The following is an 18,048-nucleotide window of genomic DNA, read 5'->3' on the forward strand; positions in this document are numbered from 1 at the left end:
GACGGCCCGGCGGGACGCCGGTCAGGCCAGGACGAAGTAGCGCAGCCAGACGTACAGGCCCGCGATGGCGGTGGTGACGGCCGTGACGACGAGGCCGTACTTGCTGAACTGCCAGAAGGAGATCGGGTGGCCCGCCCGCTCGGCGATGCCGACGGTGACGACGTTGGCGGAGGAGGCGATGATCGTGGCGTTGCCGGCGAGGTCCGCGCCCAGGGCGAAGGACCACCAGAGCATTCCGGCCCGTTCGGTCCCGCCGGAGGACTCGACGATCTGGGAGACGATCGGGCTGACCGAGGCGACGAACGGGATGTTGTCGATGACGGCGGAGGGCACCACCGAGCCGAAGAGCAGGGCCATCGAGGCGCCGAACAGCTTCCCCTCGGTGGCCCGGGCCGCCGCCTCCCCGATGTCGGTGATGACCCCGGTCCGCACCATGGCGCCGACCATGACGAAGAGCCCGGCGAAGAACGCCAGCGTCTGCCACTCGACGTCCGCCACCACCTTCTCGGGCTTCAGCCGGGAGACGGCGAGCAGGACCAGCCCGCCGCTGATGGCCACGACGGAGGGCTCCAGGTGCAGGGCGGTGTGCAGGACGAAGCAGACCATCACCAGGCCGATGACGACGCCGCTGACGATCAGCAGCCGCTTGTCGGTGATCGCCTCCCGTTCCTTCATCGCCATGACCTCCTCGGCCCGTTTCGGGTCGTAGGAGAAGGACTTGCGGAACATCCAGCGGGCCATCACCGCGAAGACCAGGATCAGGAAGGTGGTGATGGGGGCCATGTGGAGCAGGAAGTCGTTGAAGGAGAGCCCGGCCCGCGAGCCGATCATGATGTTGGGCGGGTCGCCGATCAGGGTGGCGGCGCCCCCGATGTTGCAGGCCATGACCTCGGCGATCAGGTACGGCACGACGGGCAGGCCGAGCTTGCCGCAGACCGCGATCGTGACCGGGGCGATCAGCAGGACGGTGGTGACGTTGTCCAGCCACGCCGACAGGACGGCGGTGGTGAGGATCAGGAGCACCATCAGGCGGTACGGGCGGCCCCGCGAGCGTTTCGCCGCCCAGATGGCCACGTACTCGAACACGCCGGTGCGTTTGAGGACGGAGACGATCAGCATCATGCCGAGGAGCAGGAAGAGGACGTTCCAGTCGATGCCCGTGTGCTCGGAGAAGAAGGCGTCCTCCGGACTGGTCGCCCCGATGAGGAGCATCGCGACCGCGCCGCCGAGGGCCGCGGCGACCCGGTGCACCCACTCCGTGGCGATCAGTACGTAGACGGCCGCGAACACCGCGACGGTCGCCCACGTGGTCACGCTCACGGCGGACCCGCCCGGCGGGGAGGACGGCCGGGTTCGGGCGGGGTCTCCGGAGCGGTGAGGGGGCTCCGTGGTCTCCAGGGGGGACGTGTCATGGGCGCGGACTCCGTTCGTGCCATGGCCTGGAACGCCGGCGTCACCGGCCGGACCCGCACTCCGTGCGTCCCGCCTCGTGCACCGCCCCGGCGACCGGGTCGCCGGGTGCTCCTCCACCCCACCCTCCCCCGGGGCACCATCCGCCCGCATCGGGGTCGGCACCCATTTCCGCCGGTCGCACGCCGTTCCGGCCGCCGTCGGCAGAAGTGTCCGTCATGCCCGTTTCAGCGGGCGCGTTCGCGGCAAGTCGCCCGGCATGATGCAGATCGGGTACACGATGATGACCGAGCAGGCCGGGCCCCGTGAGCTGGTGGGGCACGTGGTCGAGGCGGAGCGCGCCGGATTCGACTTCTCCGTGATCTCCGACCACTCCTTCCCGTGGCTGGACTCCCAGGGCCACGCCCCGTACGCATGGAGCGTCCTGGGGGCGGCGGCGCAGGCCACCTCCCGCATCCCGCTGATGACGTACGTGACCTGTCCGACCTTCCGCTACCACCCGGCGGTGGTGGCGCAGAAGGCGGCGACCGTACAGCTGCTGTCCGAGGGCCGGTTCCGGCTGGGGCTCGGCTCGGGCGAGATCCTGAACGAGCACGTCGTCGGCGCGGGCTGGCCCTCGGCGGGCGTCCGCCTGGAGATGCTGGACGAGGCCGCCGGAATCATCCGCGACCTGTTCTCCGGCGAGTACGTGACCCACCGGGGGACCCACTTCCAGGTCGAGAACGCCAAGCTGTGGGACGTCCCCGACACTCCCCCGCCCCTCGGGATCGCCGTCTCGGGCCCGCACTCGTGCAAGGTCGCCGGACGCCGGGCGGACCTGGTGATCGCCACGGAGCCGAAGGGCGAGCTGCTCGACGCCTTCGACGAGCACGGCGGCGCGGGCAAGCCGCGCGTCGGCCAGGTGCCGGTCTGCTACGACCCCGACCGGGACGCGGCGGTGGCGCGCGCCCACGACCAGTTCCGCTGGTCGCTGGGCGGCTGGGGCGTCAACTCCGAGCTTCCGCTGCCCTCCGGGTTCGCCCAGGCCACCGAGACGGTCCGCCCCGAGGACGTGGCGGAGAACATCCCGTGCGGCGACGACGTCGACGCGTTCGTGGCGGCCGCCCGTCCGTACGCCGAGGCCGGGTTCACCGAGCTGGCCCTCGTCCAGATCGGCGGCGGGCACCAGGAGCCGTTCATCCGCTGGGCGGAGAAGGAGCTGCTGCCGGCCCTGCGCGACCTCTGAGAACGGGCGGAGGCGGGACACCGTCCGTGAACGAATGGATCTTCTCCGCGAGGGTAGCCGCCGTTCCGAACGAACTGCCCCGTCTCCGACAGGAAGGGCGATCATGCTTCTCTCCTCTCTCCCCCCGGCCGCGCCGCCTTCCCTCCTGGCCGCCGAGGGTTCCTCCTCGCTCCTGCTGATCGTGATCGGCGTGGTGGTGGCCGCCCTGCTGCTCGGCGGGTTCTGGTGGGGCTCCCGGCGGGTGGCCCGGCGGCGGGAGGCCCCCGGCGTGGCACAGCCGCCGGCGGCGGAGGCCCGGCGGGACTCCTGGCAGCCGCCGGAGGAGTCCGAGCGGGAACAGGGCCGCTGAGGAGCGGGGCCGTGAGGATTCCGCCGAGGCGCTCCGAAGAGACCTCCACCCCGGCCGGCCCCCCGTGCCGGGCGTCCCGGGCGGGAGGCCGGTCGCGATGACCCAGGTGACCCCTCCCCTCGGCGAGGACGTCGCCGCCCCGCCCCGGGACGTACGAGCGGACACGCCGCGCGTCTACCGGCTCCCCGGGGTGTACGCGCCCCAGGGCGACACCGCGCTGCTGCTCGCGCGGCTGGCCCGCGAGGAGCTGCCGCGCGGGGCGCGGTCGCTCGACCTGTGCACCGGGACCGGTGTCGTCGCCGTCGCCTCCGCCCTGCGCGGGACCCGGGCGACCGCCGTGGACATCTCGCGCGCCGCCGTCGCCACGGCCCGGCTCAACGCGCTCCGGCACCGCTGCCGGGTGCGGCTGCTCCGCGGCGACCTGGAGGCGCCGGTGGCGCACGAGCGCTTCGACCTGGTCACCGTCAACCCGCCGTACGTGCCCTGCGAGGACCCGGAGCTGCCCGCGCGCGGCCCCCGGCGCGCCTGGGACGCGGGAACGGACGGGCGGCTGCTCCTCGACCGGGTCTGCGCCCGGGTGCCGGAGCTGCTCACCCCCTCCGGGACCCTGCTCGTCGTGCAGTCGTCGCTCTCCGGCGTCACCGCCACCCTGGACGGGCTGCGCCGGGCCGGGCTGCGGCCCCGGGTGACCGACCGCCTCGCCCAGCCCTTCGGGCCGGTCATGTCCGCCCGCGGCGACTGGTTCGCCGCCCGGGGTCTCGTACCGCCGGGGACGCGCGCGGAGGACCTCGTCGTGATCCGCGCGTCCCGCGCGTGAACCCCGCACCCCGCCCCGTACCGCCCGCGCATGGGAGCGGTGCGGCGGGGCAGCCGCGCAGGAGAAGAGCCGAGAGAACCGACGGGTGGTGTGCGATGTCCCCTTCCCCGGACGTACGGCCCGGGGCCGTACCCCCGGCGCGGGCGGAAGGGCCCGCGCGGGACGCGCCGACCCTGGTCCGGCCCCTGGACGACGGGCCGATGCTCGTCGAGGGGCCGGTGGACGTCGTCATGCCCGACGGGTCGGTGCGGCACTGCGAGCGGCCGGTGGTCGCCCTGTGCACGTGCCGCCGGAGCAAGCGGGCCCCGTTCTGCGACACCAGCCACCGCCACCGGCAGCGGCGCGACCGCCCGGCGGCCGACTCACCGGAGGACCCGACCCCATGACCACCGCCCCGCAGCTCCCCCGTACGACCTCCGGCGCGCCCGGGGTCCCCGAGGCGCGCGGCGAGGTGTCGCGGGCGGTCCGACGGCGGCTGCTCGGCGACCCCGGGGCGCTCCCCGACGGCCCGGAGATCGCGCGCCTCGACCCGTACGGCGAGGACCTCCAGCTCGCCCTGCACCTCTGCTACGCCCTGCACTACCGGGGGTACGAGGGGGTTCCCGACACCCTCGAATGGGATCCACACCTGCTGAGGACCCGGGCCCTCCTGGAGCACCGCTTCGAGAGCGCGCTGCGCCACGACTGCCGGCACCGCGGGGACGTGGACGAGGAGCTGGGCGCCCTCCTGGTGGAGCCCGCCGAGCCCACCGGCGTCTCCGCGTTCCTCGCCTCGCGGGGAGAGCGGTGGCAGGTGCGCGAGTACGCGGCGCTCCGCTCCGTGTCGCAGCTCCGGGAGGCCGACCCGTACCTCTGGGTGATCCCCCGGCTGCGCGGCCGCGCCAAGGCGGCGATGGTCGCGATCGAGTACGACGAGTTCGGCTGCGGGCGGGCCGACCGGATGCACGAGCGGCTCTACGCCGACCTGATGGTGGACCTGGGGCTCGACCCGGAGTACGGGCGGTACGTGGACGCGGTGGGGGCCGAGACGCTGGCGGCCGTGAACCTGGCGACCCTGCTCGCCCTGCACCGGCGGCTGCGCGGCGCGCTCGTGGGGCACTTCGCCGCCGTCGAGGTGACCTCGCCGCCGGCCGCCGCCCGGCTCGTCGCGGCGATGCGGCGGACGGGCGCGGGACCGGCGGCGGAGCGGTACTACGACGAGCACGTGGAGGCCGACGCCGTCCACGAGCAGCTGGTGCGCCGGGAGGCGGTGGGCGGCCTCCTGGAGGACGAGCCGGGCCTGGCGTCCGACGTCGCCCTCGGCATCGCGGCGACCGTGTTCCTGGAGGACCGGCTCGGCGACCACGTGCTGGCGGCCTGGGCGGAGGACCGGAGCGCGCTTCGCACGCCGCTCCCCGACCAGGCCTGACCGTCGGGGCGGGCCGCCGGGCCCCGGGCGGGACATTTCGGCGCCGGGCGCGTCCGCGCCCGCGCCTCGTCAGCCGCTCTCGCGGGCCGTCGCCACGGCACCCTCCGCCGCGCCCTCCTCCGTCGCCCCGGGCTCCGGCTCCCAGCGCAGCAGGTCGCCCGGCTGGCAGTCGAGGACTTCGCAGAGGGCGCCGAGGGTGGTGAAGCGCACCGCCTTGGCGCGCCCGTTCTTGAGCACGGCGAGGTTGGCCGGGGTGATGCCCACGCGTTCGGCCAGCTCGCCCGCCGACATCTTGCGCCGGGCCAGCATCACGTCGACGTCCACGACGATCGGCATCAGATCACCTCGGCCAGCTCGGCCCGCATCCGCTTCGCCTCGGCCTCGCGCTCGACGGCCTGGGCGAGCAGCATCCGCAGCACGAGCACGATCAGGGCCACGCCCAGGACCGCCAGGCTCGCCCCGCAGATCAGCAGCACGACGCCCGGGGCGGCGGCCTCGCCGGGCGCCAGGAGGACGGCGAACGCGAACACCAGGGCGGCGCCCGCCGCGAAGGCGCCGGTGACGACGTCCACGTACCGGAAGGCCGCGTGCGAGAAGACCGTGCCGCGCCGCACCATCGTCACCAGGCGCCACACGCAGACCAGTACGGTCTGCGCCGTCAGCGCGCCCAGGACCAGGAGCACCAGCACCGGCATGCGGAGGTACGCGTACTCCGGCCTGAGCCCGTCCAGGTCGGCGGCCAGGAGCGGCACCATCACCGCCTCCACGAAGACCGAGCCCGCGAGCAGCCCCGCGAGCACGGCCCGCAGGGCGAGCACCGTCAACTTCCCCATGACATCCCCTTCGATCGAAAACCGATAACAAGCTATCGATATTCGATAGGTCAGGCAAGCGGTGGGGGTCCCGCCCGAGGCCCGGCCGGGCGTCAGGACTCGCGGCGGACCAGCAGGAGGGCGACGTCGTCGGTGCGGTGGTCGGGATTCTTCACGTGCCGGATCAGGCCGTCCGCGAGGGCGTCCAGGTCCCCGGGCCGGGACCGCGCGAGACGGCCCGACAGCTCCGCCGTGGCCGTGCCGATGTCGACGCCGGGCGTCTCGACCAGCCCGTCGGTGTAGAGCGCCAGGACGGAGCCGGACTCCCAGGGCACCTCCGTGGTGGCGTACTCGACGTCCGGGGCGATCCCGAGGAGGAGGCCCGGCGGGGTCTCCAGGAGGCGGGTCCGGCCGTCGGGCCCGCGCAGGAGCGGCGGCGGATGGCCCGCCGTGGCGAGCCGCAGACGATGGCGGACCAGGTCGAGTTCGGCGATCAGACAGCTGGTGAAGCGGTCCGGCTCCAGGTCGTTCAGGAGCTTGTTCGTCCGGGCGAGGACGTCGCCGGGGGACGCGCCGGCCGTCGCGTGCGCGTGGACGGCGGTGCGCACCTGCCCCATGAGCGCGGCGGCGTTCGGGTCGTGCCCCTGGACGTCGCCGATGACGGCGATGACGGTGCCGGGCGCGGCGCGGATGAGGTCGTAGAAGTCGCCGCCGACGTCCATGCCGTGACCCGCCGGCAGATAGCGGGCGGCGACCTCGCCCCCCGGGAACGGGACCAGGCCGTGCGGGAGCAGGCTGGTCTGGAGGCTGCGCGCGAGGGAGTGCTTGGCGTCGTAGAGCCGGGCCCGGGCGAGGGCCTGGGCGATGAGGCCCGCCAGAGAGGTGAGCAGGGCCCGCTCGGCCGCCGGGAAGGAGCGCGGCCGCTCGTACGAGAGGATCAGGGAGCCCACCGGGCGGCCGGAGGCGATCAGCGGCAGGAACGCCCAGGCCGAGCGGTCCTCGTAGCGCGGGGCGTGGGGGTGGGCGCGGTACAGGTCCTCGGGGCTGGTGAAGAAGACGGGGACGCCGGTGGCGAGGACCTGGGCGTCGGCGACCTCCGCCGTCAGGGGCGTGCCGTCGTACCGGTCCACGAACTCCTGGCTGTAGCCGCGGTGGCCGATGATGCGCAGCCGTCCCTCGTCCGCGCTCATCAGGACGAGGCCGCGCGGGCCGAAGGCGGGCACGATCTGGTCGGCGACCAGCTCGACGACGTCGTGGACGCCGGCCGCCTCCGCCAGGGTCGCCGCCATGTGCATGAGGTGGTAGACGGCCCCGGCGCCCACGGGCTCGGCCTGCCGGGACGGCGGGGCCGGGGCCCCGGAGGTGTCGGGCGGGGCCGCCGCGCCCGCTCCGGGCTCCCGCCCGGCGCCCTCCCCCTCTCCGGTCGCGGAGGGCCCCGCCACCCGGGTGACGTGGACGCTGATGCCGGTGGCGTCCGGGTACAGCTCGAAGAGCAGCCACGTCGCCGGGCGCCGCATGACGGTGAACGACATCGGCAGCCGGGTGACCACCGCCGCGCGGTAGCAGTCCTCGAACACGGGGTCGTTCAGCCAGAGCAGCACCTCCCACGGGCGCCTGCCGAGCAGCGCCGCCGCGCCCGCCTGGAGCAGTTCGGCGGCGGCGGTGTTGAGGAAGGTGAGGCGTCCGTCGAGGTCCAGGGCGCAGCACCCGACGGGCAGCCGTTCGGCGAAGTGGAGGGCGGTCCTGGCCAGGACGGGGTCGGCCTCCGGCGGCCGGGCCGGGTGCACGACGCGCGGTTCGGAGGGGTACGAGGCCGGTTCCCGCCCGGCCGCCCGGCGCAGCAGCCGCGCCGCCCGGCGGCCGCAGCGGTCGAGCGCCACGCGCTCGCGGTCGTCGAGGTGGGGCGGGTGCCAGACCGGCCAGAGCAGCACGATGCCGCCCCACACGGCGGTGTCGTCGGCGATCGGGGCGGCGGCGAGGAGGAAGTCGTACGGCAGCACGATGCCCAGGCGCGGGTAGCGGCGGGCGATCTCCTCCTGGCCGCCCAGCCACACGAGCGCGCGGTCGCGCATGGCGTCGACCACCGGGATCGGCGCGTCGGCCGGGATGCGGACCCAGGGGGCGGCGATCTCGCGGGAGACGCCCGACGCCAGCGCCAGGCGCAGCATGTCCTCCCCCGGCACCCGGAGGTACACGAGGCCGACCGAGGCTCCGGTGTCGCGCATCACGTCGACGAGGACGGCGTCCCACCGTCCCGCGCCGAAGACGTCCTCGGCGTCCGCGCCCGCGGGCTCTCCCATATCCGGACCCTACGACGGGCCCGTCCGGGGCGCTCGACGGGACCGGCCCGTCGGTGGACCGCATGGGGCGGGCCCCCACGGAAGCTCAACTTAGGTTAGGCTCAGCTAAGTCCCGATCGAAGGGTGAGGGGGTGCGGTCACATCCACTTTTCGGGTTCCTCCCGAAGGTCGCGAACGATTCCACGGACGGCGACGCGGATGACGACACGAACGGCGACAGGAACGGTGACACGGGCGGGGGCGGCGAACGGCGACCGGCCCGCGCGACGGGTCCCGTCCACGGGGGCCGGGGGCGCACGGGGCCGGGCCCCGTCGCGCGGCCCTCGTCCGACGGGGCGCCGCGGGACGTTCGCCGGGACGCACGGCCGGGGGCCCGTACCGGCAACCCCGCGCCCCCACCCTGGAACGGCGTCGCGCCGCCCCCTCCCCGGGGCGGCGTCCCCCACACGTACGGAGAGAGACGGAAGAACATGACCGTAAGGGTCGCGGTGGCCGGTGCGAGCGGCTACGCGGGCGGGGAGGCACTCCGCCTGCTGCTGTCGCATCCCGGCGTGGAGATCGGCGCGGTGACCGCGCACAGCAGCGCGGGCCGGACGCTCGGCTCCGTACAACCGCAGCTGGCGGAACTCGCGGACCGGGTCCTCGACGAGACCTCGGCGGCCGCCCTGCGCGGGCACGACGTGGTCTTCCTGGCCCTGCCGCACGGGCAGTCCGCCGCGTACGCGCGGGAGTTGGGCCCCGGCACGCTGATCGTGGACTGCGGGGCGGACTTCCGCCTGCGCGACCCGGCGGCCTGGAAACGCTTCTACGGCTCCGAGCACGCCGGGACCTGGCCGTACGGCCTTCCGGAACTCCCCGGCGCCCGGGAGGAGTTGAAGGGCGCCACCCGGATCGCCGTGCCCGGCTGCTATCCCACGGCGGTCACGCTCGCGCTGTTCCCCGCGCACGCGGCCCGGCTCGTGGAGCCGGAGGTCGTGGTCGTCGCGGCCAGCGGCACGTCGGGCGCCGGACGGGCCCTCAAGCCGCACCTCCTCGGCGCCGAGGTGATGGGCTCCATGACCCCGTACGGGGTGGGCGGCGGCCACCGGCACACCCCCGAACTCGTCCAGAACCTCTCCCTGGTGGCCGGCGAGCACGTCACCGTCTCCTTCACGCCGACGCTCGCCCCCATGCCCCGGGGCATCCTCGCCACCTGCTCGGCGCGGCTCCGCCCCGAAGCGCTCGCGGCGGGCCCCGAGGCGGTGCGCGAGGCGTACGCGTCCGCCTACGCCGACGAGCCGTTCGTCCGGCTGCTGCCGCCCGGGCAGTGGCCCTCGACCGCCGCCGTCCTCGGCTCCAACACGGTCCAGACGCAGATCGCCGTGGACCCGGACGCCGGCCGGCTGATCTGCGTGAGCGCCATCGACAACCTGACGAAGGGCACCGCGGGTGGCGCGGTGCAGAGCATGAACGTCGCCCTCGGCCTGCCGGAACGGCTGGGCCTGCCCACGAATGGAGTTGCTCCGTGAGCGACGCACGCACAGCCGCCGGTCCGCAGAAGACGACGAAGCCCGCACCTCTGCGCTGTGCGGGCGGAGATGGGGGCACCTCCCAGGCGCCAGCTCTGGGGGAGAACGGAGAAGCACAGTGAGTGTGACCGCTGCACGAGGATTCCTGGCCTGCGGCGTCGCCGCCGGCATCAAGGAGTCCGGTGACCGCGATCTGGCCCTGGTGGTGAACCGGGGGCCGTCGCGCGCCGCCGCCGGCGTCTTCACCTCCAACCGCGTCCAGGCCGCGCCCGTACGCTGGTCCCGGCGCGTCCTGGCCGACGGCCGGATATCGGCCGTCGTCCTCAACTCCGGCGGCGCCAACGCCTGTACGGGACAGGCCGGCGCCGTCGACGCGCGTCTGATGGCCGAGCGGACGGCGGGCGCGGTGGACGTGGACCCGCACGAGGTCGCGGTGTGCTCCACCGGTCTGATCGGCGTACGGCTGCCGATGGACCGCGTCACCGAGGGCATCGCCGCCGCCGGCGGGCTGCTCTCGGCGGACGGCGGCGAGGACGCGGCCGTCGCGATCAAGACGACGGACTCGGTCCACAAGACCGCCTCGGTGACCCGGGACGGCTGGACGGTCGGCGGCATGGCCAAGGGCGCGGGGATGCTCGCCCCCGGTCTCGCGACCATGCTGGTCGTGCTCACCACCGACGCCGACGTGGCCGCGGAGGCGCTCGACGGGGCGCTCCGTGCGGCGGTGCGGACCACCTTCGACCGGGTGGACTCGGACGGCTGCATGTCCACCAACGACACCGTCCTGCTGCTGGCTTCGGGAGCCTCCGGGACCGTCCCCGCCCCGGAGGCCTTCGCCGAGGCCGTGCACGCGGTCTGTCTGGACCTGGCCGGGCAGCTGGTGGCGGACGCCGAGGGCGCCTCCAAGGAGATCGAGGTGAACGTCGTCGGCGCGGCCTCCGAGGAGGACGCCGTCGAGGTGGGCCGGTCCATCGCCCGCAACAACCTCCTCAAGTGCGCCCTGCACGGCGAGGACCCCAACTGGGGCCGGGTGCTCTCCGCGATCGGCACCACGGCGGCCGTCTTCGACCCGGACCGGCTGGACGTGGCGATCAACGGCGTCTGGGTGTGCCGGGACGGCGCGGCGGGCGAGTCCCGGGACAAGGTCGACCTGTCGGACCGGCGGATCACCGTCACCGCCGACCTGCGGGCCGGCGACGCGTCGGCGGTCCTCTGGACCAACGACCTGACGGCCGAGTACGTCCACGAGAACAGCGCGTACAGCTCATGAGCGGGCCCGGGACGACACGGACGGGGACGCTTCCCCACGCGCGGCCGGGCGAGACCCCGGTCACCGAGGCCACCGCGACCACCGCGGCCGCCGACACGGTCACCGCCGCCGCCGACCTGCCCTGGGCCGAGGAGCTGCGGGGCCGGACGGTGGTCGTCAAGTTCGGCGGGAACGCCATGGTGGACCCGGCGCTGCACCGGACCTTCGCACAGGACGTCGTGGAGCTGTGGCACGCGGGCCTGCGGCCGGTCGTGGTGCACGGCGGCGGACCGCAGATCAGCGCCATGCTCGACCGCCTCGACCTGGAGGTCCGCTTCGAGGCGGGCCTGCGGGTGACCACGCCCGAGACCATGGACGTGGTCCGCATGGTGCTGACCGGTCAGGTGCAGCGGGAGCTGGTCGGCGCCCTCAACGCCCACGGTCCGTTCGCCGTGGGCCTGTCGGGCGAGGACGCGCACACCATGACCGCCGTGCGGCGCCCCGCGTGGGTGGACGGCGAGCCCGTGGACATCGGTCTCGTCGGCGAGGTCGTGGCGGTGGAGACCGCCGCCGTGCGCGCGCTCCTGGAGGCGGGCCGCATCCCCGTCGTGTCGCCCGTCGCCCGGGGCGAGGACGGGGAGGTCTACAACGTCAACGCCGACCTCGCGGCCTCCGCGCTCGCCGTGGCGCTCGGCGCGGACCGGCTCGTGGTCCTGACCGACGTCGAGGGCCTCTACGCGGACTGGCCCCGCAGCACCGAGATCATCGACCGGCTGACGGCCGGCGAACTGGACGCGCTGCTCCCGGACCTGGCGAGCGGAATGCTCCCGAAGATGGAGGGCTGCCTGCGGGCGGTCCGCGCGGGCGTCCGCGCGGCCCGGGTCGTCGACGGCCGGGTGCCGCACGCGCTCCTCGGCGGCGTCTTCGCCGCCGACGGGCCGGGCACGACCGTGGTCCCCGACCCGGAGGACCCCTCCGCCCCCACACCCGCTTCCCCGTCCGAGGAGGACGACGCGTGACCGCCGCCGACAGCACGAGGACCCTCACCGATCGCTGGCGCGCGGTCATGATGGACACGTACGGCACTCCCCCGCTGGCGCTGGTCCGGGGCGAGGGCAGCACCGTCGAGGACGAGGCGGGCCGTACGTACACCGACTTCACCGGCGGGATCGCGGTCAACACCCTGGGCCACGCCCATCCGGCCGTCGTCGAGGCCGTCCGGGAGCAGGTCTCCCGGCTCGGCCACGTGTCGAACCTGTTCGTCGCCGGGCCGCCCGTGGCCCTGGCCGAGGAGCTGCTCCGGCTCTTCGGCCGGCGGGGCAGGGTCTTCTTCGCGAACTCGGGCGCGGAGGCCCTGGAAGCGGCCTTCAAGATCGCCCGCCGGACGGGGCGCCCGCACGTGGTCGCCGCCGAGGGCGGGTTCCACGGGCGCACCCTGGGGGCCCTGGCGCTCACCGGCCAGCCGGCGAAGCGCGAGCCGTTCCTGCCGCTGCCCGGGGAGGTCACCCACGTCCCGTTCGGGGACGTGGAGGCGCTGCGCGCGGCCGTGACGGAGGAGACCGCGGCGGTCGTCCTCGAACCGGTCCAGGGCGAGGCCGGGGTCGTCCCCGCGCCCGACGGGTATCTGCGGGCCGCACGGGAGATCACCCGGGCGACCGGCACGCTGCTCGTCCTGGACGAGGTGCAGACCGGCATCGGGCGGACCGGGCACTGGTTCGCGCACCAGGCGGACTGGGACGTGGACCCCGACGTGGTCACCCTCGCCAAGGGCCTGGGCGGCGGGCTGCCGATCGGCGCCGCGGTGGCCTTCGGGTCGGCGGCCGGGCTCCTCGGCCCCGGCCAGCACGGCTCCACGTTCGGCGGCAACCCGGTCGCGTGCGCGGCCGGTCTCGCCGTCCTGCGGACCATCGAGTCCGAGGGGCTGCTCGCCCGCACCGTGCGGTCGGGCGAGCGGCTGCGCCGGGGCGTCGAGGAACTGAAGCACCCCGCCGTCGCCGAAGTACGCGGCGCCGGCCTCCTCCTGGGCGTCGTGCTCACCGAACCCCGGGCCGCCCGGGTCCAGCACGCGGCCCAGGACGCCGGCTTCCTGGTCAACGCGGCGGGCCCGTCCACCGTCCGGCTCGCCCCCGCGCTGACGGTGACGGAGGAGCAGATCGACACCCTGGTGGAGGCGCTGCCGGGGATCCTCGACGCCTGAGCACGACAAGAGGGCGGGCCCGGGAAGCCGTTACGGCTCCGGGCCCGCCCTCTTGTCGTGGCGTACCGGCGTCAGGAGGCGTCACACGGAGCCCGTGATCACAGCTTCTTCCCCTCCGTCGCCTCGCGGCCGTCCACGAAGGTCGCCACGACCTCGATGTCCCCGATCCGGGAGGTGTCGACGGCGTACGGGTCGTCGGCGAGGACGACGAGGTCGGCGCGTTTGCCGGGGGTGAGGGTGCCCGCGGTGTCGTCCCAGCGGCAGGCGTGGGCTCCGGCGACCGTGTAGGCGCGCAGGGCCTCGTCGACGGTGATCGCCTCGTCCGGACCGATCGGGCGGCCGGAGAGGGAGGTGCGCTCGACCATGAACTGGACGGCGCGCAGCGGCGATCCGTCGGTGACGGGGCGGTCGGAGCTGCCGACGACCGGGACGCCGTGGTCGAGGAAGCCGCGGCCCCGGTACATCCAGGGCGCCCGGTGCGGGCCCATGACCGTGGCGTAGTCGTCGCCGAAGTACCGCAGGAAGTTGGGCTGGACGACGGCGCTGAGGCCGAGCCGGGCGAAGCGCGGGAGCTGGTCGGGGCGGATCAGGCCGGCGTGTTCGATGCGGTGGCGGGCGTCGGGGCGGGGCCGCAGCTCCTGGGCCCGTTCCAGGGCGTCCAGGGCGAGGTCGGCGGCGCGGTCCCCGATGGCGTGGACGGCGAGCTGCCAGCCGGCGAGGTGCCCGTCCACGATGAGGGAGGCCAGGTGCTCGGGGTCGGCCTGGAGCCGGCCGGTGCCGTCCGTGCCCTCGTACGGCTCGGTGAGCGCGGCCGTGCGGGCCATCATCCCGCCGTCGGTGTAGATCTTGAGCGCGCCGACGGACAGCCAGTCGTCGCCGAAGCCGGTGCGCAGGCCGAGGTCGAGGCCCCGGGGGATGCCGTCCCGTTCGTGGGCGCCGAGCGGCTTGAGGGTGTCGGCGCCCGGCATGAGCTGGACGCGCAGGGGCAGTCGGCCCCGGTCGCGCAGGAGTTGGTAGGCGCCGAGCTCGGCGGGGCTGTGGCCGAGGAGGCCGCCGCCGATGCCGGCCTCGGCGCAGGCGGTGACGCCCTCGGCGAGGCAGACGCGCCCGGCGTGCTCGATGGCGTCGGCGAGCTCCTCCTGCGCGTACGGGAGGCGGAGGCGGCGCACGGCCCCCATCGCGCTCTCCACCAGGAGGCCGTCGTCGTGGGGGACGTCGGCGGGGAGCAGGTCGAGGACGGTGCTGTCGACGACGCAGGCGTGGCCGGAGGTGTGCATGAGGAAGATCCGGTGGCCGGCGGCGACCCGGTCGAGGTCGGCGGCGGTCAGGTGCCGGCCGAGGGCCCGCTGGTCGTAGTCCCCGACGTGGATCCACGTGCCGGGCGCGTTCCGGCGGGCGACCGCGTCCGCGACGACGGCGAGGGCGTCCTCGATCCGTTCGGCGCCGGCGAGGCTCGGGGAGCTCGCCTTCAGGCCCGTCCACGCCAGGTGGACGTGGCTGTCGATGAAGCCGGGGAGCACGGTGGCGCCCTGGAGGTCGACGACCTCGCGCGCGGGCAGGCCGCTCACGGCCTCGTCGAGGCCGACGATCCGGCCGTGCCAGATGCCCAGGTCGTGGGCGACCGGGTGGTCGGGGTCCATGGTGAGGACGCGCGCGTTGGTGATTCTGGTGCACAGCATCATGGGCGGGTCCGTCCCTAGGGGGAGTCAGGGGGTCGTGGCGAGCGCCGTGCCGTCGGTGTCCTCCGCCTCGTACCGTCGGGGTGCGGCGGGGACCATGAGCGGGGTGCCGGTCTCGGGGTCGTCGATGATCCGGCAGGGCAGGCCGAAGACGTCCTCGACCAGGTCGGCGGTCATGACGGAGGCCGGGTCGCCCTGGGCGGCGATGACGCCGCCGGGGCGCATCACGATGAGGTGGGTGGCGTAGCGGCAGGCCTGGTTGAGGTCGTGCAGGACGGCCACCACGGTGTGCCCCTTGCGGGCGTGGAGCTCGGCGCACAGGTCGAGGACCTCGACCTGGTGGGCGATGTCGAGGAAGGTGGTCGGCTCGTCGAGGAGGAGGACGGAGGTCTGCTGCGCCAGGACCATGGAGAGCCAGACGCGCTGGCGCTGGCCGCCGCTGAGGTCGTCGACGGGCCGGTCGGCGAGGTCGAGGACGCCGGTCTGGCGCATGGCCTCGGTGACGGCCGTCTCGTCCTCGGCGGACCACTGCTTCAGGAGCCGCTGGTGCGGGTAGCGGCCGCGGGCGACGAGGTCGCCGACGGTGATGTCGCCGGGCGCGCTGGAGGACTGCGGGAGCAGGCCGAGGCGGCGGGCGACCTCGCGCGAGCGGTACGAGGAGATGGCCGCGCCGTCGAGGTAGACCTGGCCGGCCTTGGGCGTGAGCATCCGCGCGAGGGCCGAGAGGAGGGTGGACTTGCCGCAGGCGTTGGGTCCGACGATCACCGTGAAGGAGTGGTCGGGGATGTCGACGCTGAGGGAGGTGGCCACCGTCCGCCGGTCGTAGGAGAGCGTGAGGTCCTCGGCGCGCAGCCGGGGTCCGGGAGTGTTCTTCGCGGTCATGCGCGGCTCTTTCGCGACTCGGTGATCAGCAGCCAGATGAGGTAGGTCCCGCCGAGGGCGCCGGTCGCCGTGCCGACGGGGAGGAGGGCGGGCGCGAAGGCCCGCTGGACGACGAGGTCGCTCAGGGCGAGCAGGAGGGCGCCCATGAGCGCGGAGGACAGCAGGGCGGGCGCGGGGGATCCGGTGAGCCGGCGCACCACCTGGGGGGCGGCCAGGGCGATGAACCAGATGGGTCCGGTGACGGCGGTGGCGAACGCGGCGAGGGCGACGCCGATGACGAGGAGGGCCGTACGGGTGCGGTGGACGTTCACGCCGAGGGCGGTGGCGGTGAGGTCGCCCATCTCGACCATGGCGAGGCGGCGGGAGAGGAGGAGGGCCGGGGGCAGCAGGACGGCGAGGGCGAGGCCGACGGCGTTGGCGTGTGTCCAGGTCCGGTTGCCGAGGCTGCCGATCAGCCACGCCTGTGCCTCCAGGGCCTCCTGGAAGGTGGCCCGGGTGATCAGGTACGAGTTGACGGCGAGGAGCAGGGCGCTGACGCCGACGCCGATGACGACGAGGCGGAAGCCCTGGAGCCCGCGGCCGATCATGAGGAGGTGGACGGCGAGGGCGGTGGCGAGGCCGCCGGCCAGGGCGCCGAGGGCGATCTGGGTCATGCTGCCGTGCAGGACGACGATGACGACGAGGGCGCCGACGGCGGAGCCGTTGGTGAAGCCGATGATGTCGGGGCTGCCGAGGGAGTTGCGGGTGAGGCTCTGCAGGATCGCCCCGCTCACGGCGAGGGCCGCGCCGACGAACACGGCGGTCAGGACGCGGGGCATCCGGAGGGTGTTGACGACGAAGTCGGCGGCCCCGGAGTCGTTGCCGGTGAGGGCGTGCAGGACCTCCCCGACGGTGAGCGGGAAGTCCCCGGTGGTGAGGGTGGTGCCGACGACCAGCACCAGGGCGGCGAGCAGCAGGACGGTGACGGCGACGGTGCGTCCCTGTACGCGCAGGGAGACGGCGCGGCCGACGCGGACGACCCGGCCGCCGACGACGCGGGGCGCGGGGGCCTTCGCCTCTCGTACGGGGACGCTCACAGCATGACCAGCTTCCGTCGGCGGCAGAGCGCGATGAACAGGGGGGCGCCGATGAAGGCGGTGACGATGCCGACCTGCACCTCGCCGGGGGCGCCGAGGACGCGGCCGAGGACGTCGGAGCCGATGAGCAGGACGGGGGCGAGGAGCATGGAGTACGTGAGGACCCAGCGCTGGTCGGGGCCGACGATGAAGCGGGCGACGTGCGGCACGGCCAGGCCCACGAAGCCGATCGGTCCGGCGGCGGCGGTCGCGGCCCCGCACAGCAGCATCACGGCGAGGGCGGCGAGGAGCCGGGTGCGGCCGACGTTCACCCCGAGGGCGCGGCCCACCTGGTCGCCCATGGCGAGGGCGTTGAGGGAGGGGGCGAGGAGGAGCGCGACGACCAGGCCGGTGGCGACGAACGGCAGGACCAGGAGGACGATGTCGTGGTAGCGGCCCGCGAGGGAGCCGACCGTCCAGAAGCGGAACTGGTCGAAGGCCTCCGGGTCGAACAGCAGGACGCCCCAGTTGAAGGCGTACAGGACGGCGGTGACGGCCGCTCCGGCGACGACGAGCCGGTCGGGGGTGGCGAGCTTCCGGCCGGAGGAGCCGAGGAGGTAGACGCCGACCGAGGCGACGGCGGCTCCGGCGAGGGCGAACCAGACGTAGCCGAGGGGCGAGGCCACGCCCAGGAAGGCGATGGCCACGACGACGCCGGCGGAGGCGCCCAGGTTCACACCGAGGAGTCCGGGGTCGGCGAGCGGATTGCGCGTCAGGGCCTGCATCAGCGCGCCCGACAGGCCGAGGGCCACGCCGACGAGGAGGCCGAGGAGGGTGCGGGGCACGCGGTAGTCGTGGACGATGACCGAGGCCTCGGAGCCGTCGGGGTGCCACAGCAGTTCCCAGGTGGAGGCGAAGGGGATCCCCCGGGTGCCGACCCAGACGCTGAGCAGCGAGACGAGGAACAGCGCTCCGAGCGTCACGAGGAGGCCCAGGCCGCGCAGGGCGAGGGCGGCCGGGCGCACGGGGGGCGCGGCGGACCCGTCGGAGCCGCCGGTCTTCCCTCCGGACGCCGTCTGGATTTCGACGGACAACGGCCACTCCCCCTGACGGCGGTTCGCGCCCCCGTCCGGCCGTGGGCCCAAAACGGGTGCGCC

17 protein-coding genes are annotated in these 18,048 nt (G+C 74.7%); 9 read left to right on the forward strand and 8 right to left on the reverse strand.

Annotated elements, in window-relative coordinates:
- Positions 1-21: 21 nt before the first annotated feature.
- A complete protein-coding gene (locus ACIQD7_RS09115) occupies positions 22-1,320 on the reverse strand; it encodes an SLC13 family permease (RefSeq protein ID WP_402440886.1) in 1,299 nt (432 codons plus the stop codon).
- Between the two features lie 349 nt (positions 1,321-1,669).
- On the opposite strand from ACIQD7_RS09115, the gene ACIQD7_RS09120 reads away from it, so the two are divergent.
- The 5 genes from ACIQD7_RS09120 (at position 1,670) to ACIQD7_RS09140 (ending at position 5,209) form a co-directional block, all read left to right on the forward strand.
- Complete coding sequence (locus ACIQD7_RS09120; protein WP_121830702.1) at positions 1,670-2,635, forward strand: LLM class F420-dependent oxidoreductase; 966 nt, start codon at positions 1,670-1,672, stop codon at positions 2,633-2,635.
- A gap of 103 nt (positions 2,636-2,738) precedes the next feature.
- Complete coding sequence (locus ACIQD7_RS09125; RefSeq protein WP_121830703.1) at positions 2,739-2,984, forward strand: DUF6479 family protein; 246 nt, start codon at positions 2,739-2,741, stop codon at positions 2,982-2,984.
- 97 nt (positions 2,985-3,081) lie between these two features.
- Positions 3,082-3,801 carry a HemK2/MTQ2 family protein methyltransferase gene (locus ACIQD7_RS09130; protein WP_121830704.1) on the forward strand — a complete coding sequence of 240 codons (720 nt, stop codon included), beginning with the start codon at positions 3,082-3,084 and terminating at the stop codon, positions 3,799-3,801.
- 95 nt (positions 3,802-3,896) lie between these two features.
- Positions 3,897-4,187, forward strand: a complete 291-nt coding sequence (locus ACIQD7_RS09135) for a CDGSH iron-sulfur domain-containing protein (protein ID WP_402440889.1) — start codon at positions 3,897-3,899, stop codon at positions 4,185-4,187.
- The gene (locus ACIQD7_RS09140; RefSeq protein ID WP_402440891.1) at positions 4,184-5,209 is read left to right on the forward strand and encodes an iron-containing redox enzyme family protein; all 1,026 of its coding nucleotides are present in this window, start codon (positions 4,184-4,186) and stop codon (positions 5,207-5,209) included. Before ACIQD7_RS09135 ends, ACIQD7_RS09140 begins: the two co-directional genes overlap by 4 nt.
- A 69-nt stretch (positions 5,210-5,278) precedes the next feature.
- Here the strand turns inward: ACIQD7_RS09140 and ACIQD7_RS09145 are convergent, their stop codons facing one another.
- The 3 genes from ACIQD7_RS09145 to ACIQD7_RS09155 all read right to left on the reverse strand — a co-directional run bounded on the left by ACIQD7_RS09145 (position 5,279) and on the right by ACIQD7_RS09155 (position 8,321).
- The gene (locus ACIQD7_RS09145; RefSeq protein ID WP_402440893.1) at positions 5,279-5,545 is read right to left on the reverse strand and encodes a helix-turn-helix domain-containing protein; all 267 of its coding nucleotides are present in this window, start codon (positions 5,543-5,545) and stop codon (positions 5,279-5,281) included.
- Positions 5,545-6,042, reverse strand: a complete 498-nt coding sequence (locus ACIQD7_RS09150; RefSeq protein ID WP_402440895.1) for a DUF2975 domain-containing protein — start codon at positions 6,040-6,042, stop codon at positions 5,545-5,547. The genes ACIQD7_RS09145 and ACIQD7_RS09150 overlap by 1 nt, the downstream gene beginning before the upstream one ends.
- Positions 6,043-6,134: 92 nt before the next feature.
- Positions 6,135-8,321: a PP2C family protein-serine/threonine phosphatase gene (locus ACIQD7_RS09155; protein WP_402440897.1), complete on the reverse strand. Its 2,187-nt coding sequence runs from the start codon at positions 8,319-8,321 to the stop codon at positions 6,135-6,137.
- A gap of 470 nt (positions 8,322-8,791) precedes the next feature.
- Between ACIQD7_RS09155 and argC the strand changes: the two genes are divergently transcribed.
- The 4 genes from argC (at position 8,792) to ACIQD7_RS09175 (ending at position 13,275) form a co-directional block, all read left to right on the forward strand.
- Positions 8,792-9,829, forward strand: coding sequence for an N-acetyl-gamma-glutamyl-phosphate reductase (gene argC, locus ACIQD7_RS09160; RefSeq protein ID WP_402440899.1), 1,038 nt, complete (start codon positions 8,792-8,794; stop codon positions 9,827-9,829).
- A 118-nt stretch (positions 9,830-9,947) separates the two neighbouring features.
- Positions 9,948-11,099 carry a bifunctional glutamate N-acetyltransferase/amino-acid acetyltransferase ArgJ gene (argJ, locus tag ACIQD7_RS09165; protein ID WP_402440901.1) on the forward strand — a complete coding sequence of 384 codons (1,152 nt, stop codon included), beginning with the start codon at positions 9,948-9,950 and terminating at the stop codon, positions 11,097-11,099.
- Entirely contained in the window at positions 11,096-12,097 is a 1,002-nt protein-coding gene (argB, locus tag ACIQD7_RS09170) for an acetylglutamate kinase (protein WP_402440903.1), read from the forward strand. Before argJ ends, argB begins: the two co-directional genes overlap by 4 nt.
- 47 nt (positions 12,098-12,144) lie before the next feature.
- A complete protein-coding gene (locus ACIQD7_RS09175) occupies positions 12,145-13,275 on the forward strand; it encodes an acetylornithine transaminase (RefSeq protein ID WP_402441385.1) in 1,131 nt (376 codons plus the stop codon).
- 98 nt (positions 13,276-13,373) lie between these two features.
- On the opposite strand, the gene ACIQD7_RS09180 is transcribed toward ACIQD7_RS09175, so the two are convergent.
- From ACIQD7_RS09180 to ACIQD7_RS09195, 4 genes are read right to left on the reverse strand one after another with little or no spacing between them, the layout of a single operon-like run.
- Positions 13,374-14,954, reverse strand: coding sequence for an amidohydrolase (locus ACIQD7_RS09180; protein WP_402441386.1), 1,581 nt, complete (start codon positions 14,952-14,954; stop codon positions 13,374-13,376).
- Positions 14,955-14,981: 27 nt separating this feature from the next.
- The gene (locus ACIQD7_RS09185) at positions 14,982-15,836 is read right to left on the reverse strand and encodes an ABC transporter ATP-binding protein (RefSeq protein ID WP_402440905.1); all 855 of its coding nucleotides are present in this window, start codon (positions 15,834-15,836) and stop codon (positions 14,982-14,984) included.
- Positions 15,833-16,912 (reverse strand): FecCD family ABC transporter permease, encoded by a 1,080-nt coding sequence (locus ACIQD7_RS09190; protein ID WP_402440907.1) that lies wholly within the window; start codon positions 16,910-16,912, stop codon positions 15,833-15,835. The genes ACIQD7_RS09185 and ACIQD7_RS09190 overlap by 4 nt, the downstream gene beginning before the upstream one ends.
- Positions 16,909-17,985 carry a FecCD family ABC transporter permease gene (locus ACIQD7_RS09195; protein ID WP_402440909.1) on the reverse strand — a complete coding sequence of 359 codons (1,077 nt, stop codon included), beginning with the start codon at positions 17,983-17,985 and terminating at the stop codon, positions 16,909-16,911. The genes ACIQD7_RS09190 and ACIQD7_RS09195 overlap by 4 nt, the downstream gene beginning before the upstream one ends.
- Positions 17,986-18,048 lie beyond the last annotated feature (63 nt).

Source organism: Streptomyces sp. NPDC093071, from assembly GCF_044754545.1.
Taxonomy (GTDB): domain Bacteria; phylum Actinomycetota; class Actinomycetes; order Streptomycetales; family Streptomycetaceae; genus Streptomyces.

What these genes read in the sequence shown, in the direction of transcription:
- ACIQD7_RS09120 (WP_121830702.1), top strand. Translation starts at nt 1,670, where the DNA reads ATGATGCAGATCGGGTACACGATGATGACCGAGCAGGCCGGGCCCCGT.
- ACIQD7_RS09125 (WP_121830703.1), top strand. Translation starts at nt 2,739, where the DNA reads ATGCTTCTCTCCTCTCTCCCCCCGGCCGCGCCGCCTTCCCTCCTGGCC.
- ACIQD7_RS09130 (WP_121830704.1), top strand. Translation starts at nt 3,082, where the DNA reads ATGACCCAGGTGACCCCTCCCCTCGGCGAGGACGTCGCCGCCCCGCCC.
- ACIQD7_RS09135 (WP_402440889.1), top strand. Translation starts at nt 3,897, where the DNA reads ATGTCCCCTTCCCCGGACGTACGGCCCGGGGCCGTACCCCCGGCGCGG.
- ACIQD7_RS09140 (WP_402440891.1), top strand. Translation starts at nt 4,184, where the DNA reads ATGACCACCGCCCCGCAGCTCCCCCGTACGACCTCCGGCGCGCCCGGG.
- ACIQD7_RS09145 (WP_402440893.1), bottom strand. Translation starts at nt 5,545, where the DNA reads ATGCCGATCGTCGTGGACGTCGACGTGATGCTGGCCCGGCGCAAGATG.
- ACIQD7_RS09150 (WP_402440895.1), bottom strand. Translation starts at nt 6,042, where the DNA reads ATGGGGAAGTTGACGGTGCTCGCCCTGCGGGCCGTGCTCGCGGGGCTG.
- ACIQD7_RS09155 (WP_402440897.1), bottom strand. Translation starts at nt 8,321, where the DNA reads ATGGGAGAGCCCGCGGGCGCGGACGCCGAGGACGTCTTCGGCGCGGGA.
- argC (WP_402440899.1), top strand. Translation starts at nt 8,792, where the DNA reads ATGACCGTAAGGGTCGCGGTGGCCGGTGCGAGCGGCTACGCGGGCGGG.
- argB (WP_402440903.1), top strand. Translation starts at nt 11,096, where the DNA reads ATGAGCGGGCCCGGGACGACACGGACGGGGACGCTTCCCCACGCGCGG.
- ACIQD7_RS09175 (WP_402441385.1), top strand. Translation starts at nt 12,145, where the DNA reads ATGATGGACACGTACGGCACTCCCCCGCTGGCGCTGGTCCGGGGCGAG.
- ACIQD7_RS09180 (WP_402441386.1), bottom strand. Translation starts at nt 14,954, where the DNA reads ATGCTGTGCACCAGAATCACCAACGCGCGCGTCCTCACCATGGACCCC.
- ACIQD7_RS09185 (WP_402440905.1), bottom strand. Translation starts at nt 15,836, where the DNA reads ATGACCGCGAAGAACACTCCCGGACCCCGGCTGCGCGCCGAGGACCTC.